Below are 13,625 nucleotides of genomic sequence, written 5' to 3'. Positions count from 1 at the left end.
ATCACAAAGCAATTAACATAATCAATGGAAATAAAAGAACTTGGTGAGTTTGGACTTATCGACCGCCTTACAAAAAATATTCAACCAATTAATAGCTCAACTATTGTGGGAGTGGGTGACGATGCAGCTGTTCTGAATTATTCAAACAAAGAAACACTCGTCTCCTCACAGATGTTCATGGAAGGAGTACAGTTTGACTTGACTTACATCGACATGGAGCATCTTGCTTATAAGGTGGCTATGATTGCGATGAGTAATATCTTTGCTATGAATGGGCAACCACGTCAAATCATCGTGTCTTTAGGCTTGGGCAAGCGATTTAAGGTGGAAGACATCGAGCAGTTCTATGCAGGACTGAACAAAGCTTGTACCAAATGGAATGTAGACATCGTAGGAGGTGATACCACTTCTTCATACACAGGACTTGCTATCAACATAACTTGTATTGGTGAAGCAGCTAAAGAAGATGTCACTTATCGCAGTGGTGCAAATGAGACCGACCTTATCTGTGTGACAGGCGACCTTGGTTCTGCTTATATGGGACTACAAATTCTCGAACGAGAGAAATCTGTTTACTATCAGCAAGTGCAAGAGTATAATAATAAGGTGAAGGAAGCTCAAAACAATAAAGACGAGAGGCGACTCGAAGCACTGCGCCAAGAACGTGCAGCCATTGAAGATTTTCAACCTGACTTTGCTGGGAAAGAATATCTTATCGACCGCCAGTTGAAGCCAGAAGCACGTGGCGATATTCTCAACCAACTACGAGAAGCAGGAATACATCCAACAGCCATGATTGATATCTCTGACGGATTGGCAAGCGAACTGAAACATATTTGCGAAAAGAGTCACTGTGGTTGTAGAATTTATGAGAAGAATATTCCTATTGATTATCAAACTGCAGCAACCTGCGAAGAATTTAATATGAACCTTACAACTGCTGCATTAAATGGTGGAGAAGACTACGAACTTCTTTTTACAGTACCAATTGGCGACCATGAGAAGATTGATAAGATGGAGAATATCAGACAGATAGGTTATATAACAAAGGAGAACTTGGGTTCATTCCTTATCGCTCGAGATGGAAATGAATTCGAGTTAAAGGCGCAAGGATGGCCTATTACAAAGGAATAACCCACTTGTTAAAGGATGTAAATATCGGCAATTTTCTTTATAAAAGTTTGGAGGAATAAAATAAAAGTACTACCTTTGCATCGCAATTAAGAAATAGCAACACTGCTTCTTAAACCAAAGCAAGATATAGATGGTGCCATAGCTCAGTTGGTAGAGCAAAGGACTGAAAATCCTTGTGTCCCCGGTTCGATTCCTGGTGGTACCACTCCTCCTTTCATCAGGGCGGTTCTCGTAAGAGGCCGCTCTTTTTTTATTGTCCTAAATTGCTTTTTTTCAAACACTTACCATCCGCCATTAACGAACAATTACCCCTAAATCATTATCATCGAAACAATAAAATAACGGAGTATTGACAATTAATAACGCATGTAGTGATAATTAACACACAAATTCTCAAATAGCCGTTAGCCTCTTCTTCAGCCTTCAAACATAAAAGATTTACTCTACAAGAGAATTATAAATACAGTATCAGAAAAAACAATCTTTCGAAGTAATGAGCGATAAAGTTGACTTTCACTATATAAACTAATATTGACTTTCTCTGTAAAAGAATAAAAGCACACTACCAATCCTCTCCTTATAGCCTTCTATCAAAGGACAAGGCTCATCCTCAAACTATCTTTGAATAGAAAAAAACAATAATTATTATCCTTTCCTCCTAAGCAAGATTTATTAGATGTAATGTTATTTTACGAGATGACAAAACCAACTCATACTTTATAGGAAAGCAATCTTTATTTCCAAACAGCTACAACTATAAGGTTTCTACACGTCTTATCATTCTATCATTTATTCTCCTCCATTGCTAATAAAAAGTCACGACATATTTTCATGAACATAGTTACGAACAAGAGTAAAATTCCTCGTTATAATCAAACTGACAACTAACTTGAAATCAATTAGTTAAAAGCTACAAAGGAGAAGGTGCCTAATTAGGCTCAAGAAGGGCGTTAACAATACCCAAGAGGAGCATTTTCTTGAACCTTAAAGGGCATGTTCTTAAACCACAGAGGATAACTACTTAGTTGGAAGAGTACAAAAAAGACTTTACAATAATACCAGGTGTAGTTTTATAACGATGATACTAATCCTACCCTCTCCCCTACCCAACCCTATTGTTTTTACAACTTAACCCATGTTATACGGATAGTCTTTATCTATGAACGTGACGTTCATTGCCATGCCCATTAAAACCAGCCTAACTTTAGAATCATCACCTTGTTATGCCTTTACTTATTTCTCTAATAACATAGCCATTATTCTTTATTGCACTCGCACAAATCTCTCTATAAACCTTTTAATAACTCCACCGCAATCGAATGTAACCAACAAGTCCATCTTCTGTACATCGTTAACAACACAATTCAGCCAAAATTAGATTTGCTGTCACATCTGTCATACGTAATCAACGTATAACTTACTAATACACAGTAGGTTTACATGAAATGTTAAATGTGACAGCAAAATGAATTTAAACTTTTCTTGTAAAATAGAGTATTATTTCGTCATGACCTTAGTAGACATTACCATACCATTGTCATGTTAGTACTCAAAATAATAATAAATAGTAAAGCAAAGTGAAATAAATAAAACCATTTATTTGTATCTTAGCATGATAAGGCTGCTTCTAAGCTACATGAAAAGTAAAATCAACCCAGCTTACTCATTGTTATAAGCTAATACGTCAAGAGCGGAAACACTTCCCCTACTCCCATATTTTTGCTGCAAGCTTTACAAACTCAACCTTACCATCTATGTAATCAGCAAAATATTCAAGGGCAGGAACACCGTCAGGCAGATTACACGACCCACAACCGCCACATGAGGGTGCCTTACAGTGGAAACGTTCTTGGATGAATTCAATCCTTTCTTCGCGATCAGAAAAATCTATTTGTGGTGCTAACATTGTTATTCTTATTAATTGATGAGAGTTAATCCATATTTATTTACAAACAGAAAAAGCTATACAAAGAATCTTATCAATAATAACCTTGTTTGTTAAATACTATAATTAGATAAGCAAACATTACAATAACACGTCCTTCAACTGCGTAAAGAACTCTAATTTCAACAAATGAGGATGTTCGTACTCCTCTATCACCTCATGTTGCCAAGTTGTATGAAAAGGTATATGAGCAGCCCACCCCCCAAGTTTTAGTACAGGCTCTATATCCGAACGGAAAGAATTTCCAACCATCAGTAGCTGCCCTACTCCAATCGAAAAACGTTCGCACAACTGATGATAAGACTTCTCCGTCTTATCTGAAACAACTACAATATCCTCAAAATATGGGGCCAAACCCGAACGATGAAATTTATTCTCTTGATCAAGTAATTCACCTTTAGTAAATACTACTAAATGATATTTATCTAATTCACGCAACACCTTCAAAGTTTCAACGACTCCTTTCATAGGCTTACCAGGCAGTTGAAGGAGTTCTTTTCCCAATGCTAAGATTCGTTTAACTTCCTCTGCTTTTAGTTTCCCATCACTTATTTCTATTGCATTCTCCAGCAATGACAATATAAAAGCCTTACTGCCATACCCTAAAAGAGGCATGTTAGCCGTCTCAACAGCAAAGAGAGCTTTTGAGATCTCATCTGCAGAAGAATAGGAGTTTAGTATCTCGCAATATTCTCTCTCCACTGTCTCAAAGTAAGTTTGACACTCCCATAGTGTGTCATCAGCATCAAAGGCTATCAATGATATATCTTTCATAACTTTCTTGTTTCGAACTGCAAAATTACATTATTTATATATACTACAACCATAAAAACCATATAAATACACTATAAAGACAAGAGACTGAATAAAAATAAGCGTAAATCATGCTGATTTCCTATATAATGATACGACAATAGAGGTCGACTTATGAAAAACGAATAACCATCCTAATAAAATTAAAAGAGCTCACTCATAAAAAAATATTTCATCAGATGAAATCATCGCCAACCCTTTTATACGTCTACAATGCAGACGAAAAAGCATCAAAAGTTAGTAATTTATCCAATATTTTTTAGTCGAATAATCTTTTGTCGATTGAATACTTTTACTTAAATTTGCAGCACAAAGTTTATCAAAACGGGAAACTTTTGAAAGTTGAATACGAAAAAAGTTTTCCAAAACTGACAACTCCTAAAGAGAAAATTGGTATCTAACTTATACTTTTTTGAGGATAAATACATATAAAATAATAAACGTCTAAAAACTAAAATAGCAATGGAAATAAAGAACTTCACAATCACTAAACGTGATGGTTCAAAGGAAAGATTCTCCCTCGACAAAATCATGAACGCCATACTCAAGGCTTTTGAAAGTGTTAACGAACCAACTGATTTAGGTGTATTATCTAAGATTATCTCTAATCTTGATATTCAAAATGACATCAAGGTAGAAGATATCCAAAACCAAGTTGAGTTGGCATTGATGAAAGAAGGATATTACAATGTAGCAAAGAGCTTCATTGTTTATCGTCAGCAACATACAGAAGACCGCGAAACACTTGAGAAGATGAAGTTCCTCTCAGACTATTGCATTGCCACCAACGCTGCCACTGGTTCAAAGTTTGACGCCAATGCTAATGTCGAACACAAAAACATTGCAACACTTATTGGCGAACTTCCAAAGCAAGGTTTCATTCGTCTCAATCGAAGACTACTCGTTGATCGTATCAAGAAGATGTATGGTAAGGACTTGGCTGATGAATATATCAATCTCCTAACCCACCACTTTATATATAAGAACGATGAGACAAACCTTGCCAACTATTGTGCTTCTATCACAATGTATCCATGGCTTATTGGTGGTACAACCTCTATCGGAGGAAATTCCACAGCACCTACAAATCTAAAAAGCTTCTGCGGTGGATTTATAAACATGGTTTTCATGGTTTCATCAATGCTTGCAGGTGCCTGTGCAACACCAGAGTTCTTGATGTATATGAACTACTTTATTCAGAAAGAATATGGTAAAGACTATTGGGAACATGCCGATGAGGTAGTTGACTTGAGCGTCAGAAAACGTACGATAGACAAGGTTATTACAGACTACTTTGAACAGATAGTCTATTCCTTGAACCAACCTACGGGAGCACGTAACTATCAAGCAGTTTTCTGGAATATCTCTTATTATGATCGTCCTTACTTTGAATCACTCTTCGGGAACTTCTATTTCCCTGATGGTTCACAACCTGACTGGGAGAGTTTATCATGGTTACAAAAGCGATTCATGACTTGGTTCAATCAAGAACGCCTGAAGACAGTACTCACGTTCCCTGTTGAGACAATGGCTTTATTGGCTGAGAATGGTGATTGTAAGGATAAGGAATGGGGTGACTTTGCCGCTAAGATGTATTCTGAGGGACATAGCTTCTTCACATACATGAGCGATAATGCTGACTCACTCAGTTCATGTTGTCGTCTACGTAATGAAATTCAAGACAATGGATTCTCCTATACACTTGGTGCTGGTGGCGTATCAACAGGCTCTAAGAGTGTCTTAACCATTAACCTCAACCGCTGTATACAATATGCTGTCAACAACAACCTTGATTACAAGGAGTATCTTAATCATATCATCGTATTATGCCATAAGGTTCAATTAGCATATAATGAGAATCTGAAAGAGTTATTGCGCAATCACATGCTGCCACTCTTTGATGCGGGATACATCAACATTGACCGCCAATATCTCACTATTGGTATCAATGGACTCGTAGAAGCTGCAGAATTCATGGGACTTGACATCACACCGAATGAGGACTATAAGAAGTTTGTACAGACTGTACTTGGATTGATAGAAACACAGAACAAGGCTTTCCGAACTAAAGAAGCAATGTTCAACTGTGAGATGATTCCTGCAGAGAATGTTGGTGTAAAGCATGCAAAATGGGATGCCGAAGATGGCTATTTCGTTCCACGTAACTGCTATAACAGCTATTTCTATCGTGTAGAAGACAACTCACTGACGATTCTTGACAAGTTTAAGCTACATGGAGCACCATATATTGAACATCTAACTGGTGGTTCTGCCCTTCACATGAATCTCGAGGAGCACCTCTCTGAGCCACAGTATCGCCAGTTGTTGCGTGTCGCTGCACAAGAAGGATGTAACTACTTCACTTTCAATATTCCTAACACTATCTGCAACGACTGCGGTCATATCGACAAGCGTTATATGCACGAATGTCCACATTGTCATTCTAAGAATGTTGATTATCTCACTCGCATCATTGGGTACATGAAACGTGTTAGCAACTTCTCTGTACCTCGCCAGGAGGAAGCACACCGCCGTTTCTATGCAGGAGAGGATAAATATACAGTTAATACAACAAATGAGAAGTTATGTAAAGAAACGGTTACTGAAACCAAGAACGCATAACAGACATTATTGTAAAAATGCTTTAACTTACTAATAGGGCTGACAGACTTCACGTCTAATACCCCTAAAATCATTTACGGACACACGCTTATGTGTGTCCGTATTTGTTTATATTCCTCTTCATAGATTTCATGCTGCAACATTCAAAAATAAATCCAGCTATCCACAAAAGCAACATGTTTGACACACGACACTATTAAAGAACTCGCCCTACTACCAATAAAGTAACTAATCTTTTATTTTGGTGTCCTCGGATTTGGAGCATTACACTTGAGACCTAAAAAGAGCTATTCCACATTTATAATCATCAATTTTACAGAGATCCATCCAATCTGCTTCAGATTCATGCAACGAATGGAATGTAAGTACACATGACTCTCTGTCTATGGTTAATATAATCTCATATTCACATTTCATTTCTTTTAGTATATTCCCCAATCTATCTGCGAAAATAAAAGCATTTGATAAGATATCCTTACGACAAAAATCTTCAATGTGGACATTATTGAGAAAACATTCATACGCCGTCATATCATCAAACAAATCTAATGTTATATGTGGATTATTGACATAAAAACGTTTAAAGAAAATACATTGTCCATTAACGGTGATTCCTTCTTTTAAAAGATTCGCAAGTCCTTTGGACAGCTTATTTGAAATAGGCTGTCTTTTCAGAAGGAACATCATTTTTTATTAAATACTATCATTCTCAAAGATATTTTTGTCCTTTTTTATGGCACGTTTGACATCTTTGTTCTCGAGTCATTAGTGTCCCGTTAAAATCGGGACATTAATGATATATTATATTTTCCATTATCGTTTGTAATTCCGTAACACACAACGAAGTGATTCTAAGTCCAATATAAAATACTAGAAAACATATCTTCCTCTGCTAATTTTTCAAAGGAGAGAGAAAATCCCATAGTTTCAAAACCGAGATATTGAGCACACTCATCTATACCTCGCATAGTTACCCCATATCGAGATATATGACAATGCTTTCTCAACATCTCTGCAGAATAAGCAATACCATAAAATCGAGCAATCATACGCAATGAAACTGGACCGCAGTTCGAAGGCTGTTTAAAATAAGAAAAACGAGGAGGCATTATAAATATATATGTGCTGTTAGGCTAATGGATAATGGGCGAAGATAATACTCTGAATAGTAGTTCTCCATATCTCCAATGGAGCGAGATCTATAACTGCGGATATTCGTGAGATTATCACCGTTGAGGTTGAATTCCACCTTCTTTGACAGCTTAAATTGCAGACTACTACCCATGAAAAGATAGTCTTTACGTTCTGAGGTCAAGCTGCTATTATGTGTATGACTGGCGTGGAGACTCAAGAATAGACGTGAAGAGTACAAGCGGAGGCTCAATTCAGCACGCTGACTTAGTTCGTCAAAGGTGAATGTATGTTGAGGACTCGTCGAACGTTGTCGCTGCCATGTGGCTCTATAATCCAAGCGATATCCACTCGCAATATCGAAAGCCAGTGTACCTTGAAGGGCATAGCCTGTGGTGCGATAAGTGGTGAGTACCGATTGGCGCAACATTTCACTCTTCCCCCATGAGCGCGTAGCCGAGAGTTCTATTTGTAGTGTATGCCAATCAATGTCCTTGCGTCCATAAGCCGTCAGCATGTAACGATTACTATGATTGGGCATATATACTGCCTCGACAATCGTATGCGCCTGCGCATCAATGGTAGTTCCGTAGGCGATGTCACTCCACGAACGCTGCCAATTGCCCTCCAAATGGGCAAACACACTTGTAAAGATGTCTTTGAATGCCACTTTGAAATAAGCGCCTGCATCGTAACTGTTGTCGAGTGTAGCACGATAGCGCGAAAGGCTGCGATAGTTTTGCATCACGTTGGCTGTGAGAAGTTTTCTCCAAGGAGTCTCGCTGGATGAATAGTGAGCATTGGCGTTGAGCGTAAAGTTATCAGTGGCTTTCCAATGTAAAGAAAACGAAGGTTGCAAATATAAATGCAGGCGGTGAGCATCCGTTTCCTCGCCCTCAATAGCAGCGTTGTGGAGGGCGGTGTAGGTCAAAGCTACGGGTACACTGAGCTTGGATTGGAAAGCACCACTCGTGTATTGTGCCACGGGTCCCAAATCTACACTGGCATGCATGTGATTCATATCTCCATTAGGAGCCACAGGTATATTGGGATGAGTGAGTGCAGAAGTGAGTATAGTATAGCTGGTATTCAAATTTCCCGAGGAGGAAAGTGTCCATTTGCTAGAACGAAGGTCGCGCAACAATCTAAAACTATTGATTGTGGAGAAAGCAGTGATTTCTATGTCTTGATGAGCAGCCCTCTCGCCAGCAATGATAAGGGTTTGTGGTGTCTTTGAAACTCGATTGGTAGAGGTCCACTCAAAACCTCCTCCCTTTGCCGTGCGGTACACCCAATGGGTACAATTGGTCACTCCCAACGAACGATAGTGCAAGGTTTGTGAAATGGAGGAATCTCCGATAGTTTCGTTCAACATCGAGGGTTGGTACTGATGGGCGGAAAGAATATCTCCTCGCCCCTCATTCCACCGTCCCCAGAGCGAGAACGTATTCTTGAGATAGCGCTGCTGAAAGTTCATTTCGTAGATGAGTTGAACATTCGCCGAATGAGTGTGCGTGCGATCGGCTATATCTTCCATCAGCAACTGCTTCACACCATTCGGCAAGAAGTAAGTAGTTTGTGAGAAAGAGTGCCCTCTCGAGAAGTTATGACTGTAATTGAAGTTGTAGTTTATCGTAATGCTGTCGGAGAGCTTTGCCAAATTGTTGAGATTGATGCTATGGCGATAGCCAAACAAACTATTGCCTATTGGCGATGAGGAGTGTTCCACAAGTGAAACCATACGTGAGTTTCCCTCTGAGGAGAAACCATAATGGTCAGTGCCAATCTCTATGGAACGTCCCAGATTGTCACCACTATAACGCAACATATGCTGCTTGCCCTTACCGAAGTACATAGTCTGGAGCATAGCCTCCCACAATATTTGATCGTGATTGTGTCCAGCACCTAAATTGGCAGATTTGCTCCATATCCCCTTGGCTTTATCTTTAAGTTTTAGATTGATTGCTGCACGCTCGGAGGGAGTTTGATCCTTTCGCGAACGAATATGTTCGTGATTTTCTAATACCTGTACTGTGGCGACATCTTCGGCTTTGATACCCTGTGTGGCAAGATTATAACGTCCCTGCAACATGTCAAGGTTTTCAATGTAGAAATGGTTGATAGGGTTGCCTTGATATTTAATCACTCCATTGTCCTCAATGGTGATGCCAGGCAGTTTCTGCAGCACATCACCTATGGAACGGTCTTTTCCACGCGTGTAGGCAGAAACGAGATAGTTGAGCGTATCGCGATTCCCCCACAGTTTTTGCGACTTAACCACGATTTCACGCAGTATTCTGTTTTCTTCCTTGACATGGAAGTCAAATGTTTGCGAATGCGCTTTTATACGAGTCGTTTTCCGTTTGATATTAAAGCCTGAGATACTAAGGAGCACTTCGCTGAGTTGAGTCGTAGCCTTTAGGGTGTAGAAACCTTGTTTGTCAGTTGTCGTATAGGCAACAATACTGGAGTCCGTTGGCTGAAGCAGAGTCACAAGAGCTCCTACAACCTTTTCAGTACCGCAACGAACCTGTCCATTCACACTTATTGTCTGTGTCTGAGCATTCACAGCACTGAGGGGGGCAACTAAGAGAAGTAAAAAGTACCAAAAACGAGTCATATAATGATCAGAAATCTAAGGGTTGAAATTTAGCAGGTTTCATCTCAATCGGTGTCCCTCCTAATACAACCAATCCCTCTATCACTGCCATACTTTCTATTTCTGTAGGCTTAATGTAATACGATGGATTAGAAACGTAGTTTGGATTCCCAAAGATACGATTGCGTAACTTAACAAATTTGGCACGTGCAGACTTTATACTACTTTCTGGTACAGTGTAAGTAATGGCTTCTTTCACGTTTTCTACCTTACTACATTCAAAACGATGAATACTGTCGGCTGACATCGCACGGACAATCAGACCAGGCAGACCTCCTAATCGCCATGGACCAAAACGAGTGGGCAGTTTTTCGGTAAACCATGCTATCCACTCCCTTCCTCCATACGTTCCAGTTACTTTCTGACAAGGTAGTCCGCAAATGGTATCGCGTTCGGTTAGTAACGTCCATTTTATCTCGACCATCTTTTCCGTGGTCAAATAGTGATAAGGTGGAATGGTCTCGGCAGATGTTATATTTCCCTCAGGATAGTTCTGCCAAGTCGTGGGCACATAGAGTAGTTGCTCACTCCTGTCATTTTCTCCATCGTGGCGCTTCTGTCCCATAGTGCACGCCATATCTTGAGCTACTTGCAGGGTAAGCCCATAGTTCACTATATGATTTTCTCCCTTATTGTCAGAAGTCCGGCAAGTATAATCATAATGGGCAACTAAAAAAGTAGAAGCGATGCTATCTTTGACTTGTCCATAGAGCATCACAGAAAAACTCCAAGACATCAAACATAATGTAATTTTACGTAACATTGTTAGGATTGTTGTTAAAGTTGAACTTATTGTTGCACCATACTCATACGAGCATGGTGCAACAAACTAAAATTAGGCGATGTAGCAATATCCCCCTGTGAATGATCCAATAGATCCATAGGCACAGGAGCCTTGATACCCTTCGTAATCACATGATCCAGAGCATGAACTTTGTGAAGAGTTGAATGAGCAGGTCTTGTCGTTAGCACCACCTACAATTTCAATCATCATCTCATTGTTGAGTGGCTTACAAGATGAAGGCAAGGTGAAATTTTTTAACTTCCTCATTTTTATTTCAGATTAAAGGTTTACTAATAACACAAAAGTTTCCCACCCTAATAAATAGATAGAGAAATAACAGTTTGCCGAATTTTCTTTGTAAATTAGTAATTGCTAAACAACTGATTTTAAAGACAAGACAACACAACTATTATGGAAGCAAAAATAAAGAAAATAAGCGAGTTATCCAAACTTTTGAGTGTTAAAACTTGAATGAATGATGATTTATTTTATCTTTTTGGCATCGGTCACCTGTTATCTCGTCTTTCATTACAGATGACACCATGCTTAGAAAGAGTGGTGTGAGAAAGGAAGATATCAGTCGTGTTTTCGACAATGTAAAAGACAGGTTCGTATTGGGCTACAAACTGTTACTTTCTGCATTCTTTGACAGCAAGACAACCATCCCCTGTGATTTTTAACTGCATCAGAAAAAGGGGAAAAAGGAAACTAAGCAGTATCTCGGATTAGGTGGTTATCAAGGTTGCGACTTCAATGGTCAGATAGCCGATGCTACGCTGTGTTACCTTACATATACCGTCATGGCCTTGGAAAAGAGATTCACAGAATATCAAACCATGGACGAACTCTTTTCGGACATGGAGGGCGATCTCATGGCACTCACGTTATGGAAGCGAGTTCTTGCCTGTATCGAACGCATTCTTCGCATTTTAGGAGAAGTGCTTGGGATGACGCCCCAACACCTTATACCTACAATCAGCGATAATAACAAAGCGATGAGCAAAATCTTTGTAATGGCTGAAGCGTTGGAAAAATGGGATGAAGTATATGGACAGTCTGCATAACTTCTGTTAGGCATGAGTTAACAGTCAATGGATATGGGGGACGACAGACAAAGGAAAATGAGAAAAGTTAGTGTTTTAAGGGGTAGGAAACTTTAGTTATATTAAATTAGCAAGACCCTACGTATCTCTTTTCCATTCATAAATATATTCATCTTTTCTATCATCATAGGATGATAATGATTCTATTACTATCTTAATTGAATTATGTTTATAATTAAAAAAGATATTGAGAATATTCCCTTCCAAAATATAACTTATTTTCGAGAGCCTTCCGAATTTAGTATATAGCTTTATGTCTTTTATTGTATTGTAGGACAAATAAGATTGTAATATTACAGGACTAAATAAAACATTAAAACGACAATTCAGATTACGAAATGTTACATGGGTGCTATTTTTATTTATAGAAATCGATATATGATTTGAAACTTCATCACCATTCGGAAGAATGGATTCATAAATGTTTTGCAAATCAGAAATATACTCCTCTAATAGGAATGCATGTTTAACATAAGGAGACAAAAAAGTCTCCTTATGCAGTTTAAATTTAGAATAGAAATTTATGACACGAAAATTAGAGTTCTTGTACACTTTTGTTTTTGCAAAAGAATAAACATAAATATACTTTTTATAAATTACAGAATCGACCTTATTCCCATAGTCATCGCTTTGCACAAGATGTCTCAACTGTCCTTTAGATGTATAACTCCTAATCTGGACTTCTTTTGTATTGTAATAAAGTTTCCAGACATTTTGAGCTTTATTATCTAGCAGACAAGAACAAAGTAAAATGCAAAAAAACGCTCTTCGAAGCCATAAATTTGAAAATAAAATCATTTTAGAGTCCTCCAAAAAATAGTTAATCCATATTGTGCAGTGGAAGTAATCCTAATTCTTCCCTTATTCTTCATACCTCCATAATTGTATCCTGCAGTTTTTTCTGAGGAACATTAAATAATCCATTACCATTTTTTTATTTACAGCATTTTTCCACGATGCATACTCCTTATCATGCATACTCCACCCCATGACGTTCATTTTATACCTTAATTCCGCAGCATAAATTCTTGTAAGAACTCCAAGTGTCTGAGAAACAAAGTTCTCAAAACACTTGGATATGTCAGAAATTTCACCTATCTTAGTGCTGCAAACATAACAAGTAAGCAAAAATCTGACATGACAAAGGTAGCAATTAAAAACGAGAATATCACTTCTTTCGGTGGAATTTATCATATTATGGACGTTTTCTCAAAGTTGGGCTTTGAAAAACTTACCGAATCTGTATTGGGCAAACGTGGAAGTAGTGGCAAAGCATTCAGCCATGGAAGTATTTTCGGCTATCTCTTCTTCAGTTACCTTTGTGGTGGAGAATGCCTTGAGGACATCAATGTGCTTATAGGGCAGTTCAAGCAGAGACCTAATACGCTATTACCCGGTGCCGACACTGTTGGGCGCGGACTAAAGGAGCTTGCT

The 13,625-nt window shown here is 38.5% G+C and carries 9 protein-coding genes, 1 tRNA gene and 2 pseudogenes; 5 read left to right on the top strand and 7 right to left on the bottom strand.

Features of this window, described 5'->3' with window-relative positions; all coding sequences use genetic code 11:
- The first annotated feature begins 24 nt into the window (after positions 1-24).
- Positions 25-1,134, top strand: a complete 1,110-nt coding sequence (locus tag HMPREF0666_RS04350; protein ID WP_009011116.1) for a thiamine-monophosphate kinase — start codon at positions 25-27, stop codon at positions 1,132-1,134.
- A gap of 132 nt (positions 1,135-1,266) precedes the next feature.
- Positions 1,267-1,339: transfer RNA gene (locus HMPREF0666_RS04345), tRNA-Phe, on the top strand.
- Positions 1,340-2,839: 1,500 nt separating this feature from the next.
- Here HMPREF0666_RS04345 and HMPREF0666_RS04340 read toward each other — a convergent pair.
- The gene (locus tag HMPREF0666_RS04340) at positions 2,840-3,040 is read right to left on the bottom strand and encodes a hypothetical protein (protein ID WP_009011115.1); all 201 of its coding nucleotides are present in this window, start codon (positions 3,038-3,040) and stop codon (positions 2,840-2,842) included.
- A 120-nt stretch (positions 3,041-3,160) separates the two neighbouring features.
- Positions 3,161-3,853: an HAD family hydrolase gene (locus HMPREF0666_RS04335; RefSeq protein WP_009011114.1), complete on the bottom strand. Its 693-nt coding sequence runs from the start codon at positions 3,851-3,853 to the stop codon at positions 3,161-3,163.
- Between the two features lie 501 nt (positions 3,854-4,354).
- Between HMPREF0666_RS04335 and nrdD the strand changes: the two genes are divergently transcribed.
- Positions 4,355-6,514 carry an anaerobic ribonucleoside-triphosphate reductase gene (gene nrdD / locus HMPREF0666_RS04330; RefSeq protein ID WP_009011113.1) on the top strand — a complete coding sequence of 720 codons (2,160 nt, stop codon included), beginning with the start codon at positions 4,355-4,357 and terminating at the stop codon, positions 6,512-6,514.
- A gap of 264 nt (positions 6,515-6,778) precedes the next feature.
- Here nrdD and HMPREF0666_RS04325 read toward each other — a convergent pair whose 3' ends face one another.
- The 5 genes from HMPREF0666_RS04325 to HMPREF0666_RS04305 all read right to left on the bottom strand — a co-directional run bounded on the left by HMPREF0666_RS04325 (position 6,779) and on the right by HMPREF0666_RS04305 (position 11,355).
- Complete coding sequence (locus tag HMPREF0666_RS04325) at positions 6,779-7,201, bottom strand: hypothetical protein (protein WP_042855999.1); 423 nt, start codon at positions 7,199-7,201, stop codon at positions 6,779-6,781.
- A gap of 164 nt (positions 7,202-7,365) precedes the next feature.
- Positions 7,366-7,623, bottom strand: coding sequence for a cysteine peptidase family C39 domain-containing protein (locus HMPREF0666_RS18630; protein WP_009011111.1), 258 nt, complete (start codon positions 7,621-7,623; stop codon positions 7,366-7,368).
- Positions 7,623-10,187 carry a hypothetical protein gene (locus HMPREF0666_RS04315; protein ID WP_232214059.1) on the bottom strand — a complete coding sequence of 855 codons (2,565 nt, stop codon included), beginning with the start codon at positions 10,185-10,187 and terminating at the stop codon, positions 7,623-7,625. The genes HMPREF0666_RS18630 and HMPREF0666_RS04315 overlap by 1 nt, the downstream gene beginning before the upstream one ends.
- Positions 10,188-10,272: 85 nt before the next feature.
- Positions 10,273-11,067, bottom strand: a complete 795-nt coding sequence (locus tag HMPREF0666_RS04310) for a GLPGLI family protein (protein WP_009011109.1) — start codon at positions 11,065-11,067, stop codon at positions 10,273-10,275.
- 72 nt (positions 11,068-11,139) lie between these two features.
- Complete coding sequence (locus HMPREF0666_RS04305; RefSeq protein ID WP_009011108.1) at positions 11,140-11,355, bottom strand: hypothetical protein; 216 nt, start codon at positions 11,353-11,355, stop codon at positions 11,140-11,142.
- A 204-nt stretch (positions 11,356-11,559) separates the two neighbouring features.
- On the opposite strand from HMPREF0666_RS04305, the pseudogene HMPREF0666_RS16410 reads away from it, so the two are divergent.
- Together HMPREF0666_RS16410 and HMPREF0666_RS04290 are read left to right on the top strand one after the other, a co-directional pair.
- Positions 11,560-12,152: pseudogene (locus tag HMPREF0666_RS16410) on the top strand (hypothetical protein).
- Between the two features lie 1,176 nt (positions 12,153-13,328).
- A pseudogene (locus HMPREF0666_RS04290) lies at positions 13,329-13,625 on the top strand (IS1380 family transposase); the annotation flags it as partial.

The sequence above is a fragment of the Prevotella sp. C561 genome (genome assembly GCF_000224595.1).
Lineage (GTDB): Bacteria > Bacteroidota > Bacteroidia > Bacteroidales > Bacteroidaceae > Prevotella > Prevotella jejuni.
The sequence above is the reverse complement of the archived record's forward strand: the minus strand, read 5'-3'. Positions and strand labels throughout refer to the sequence as shown.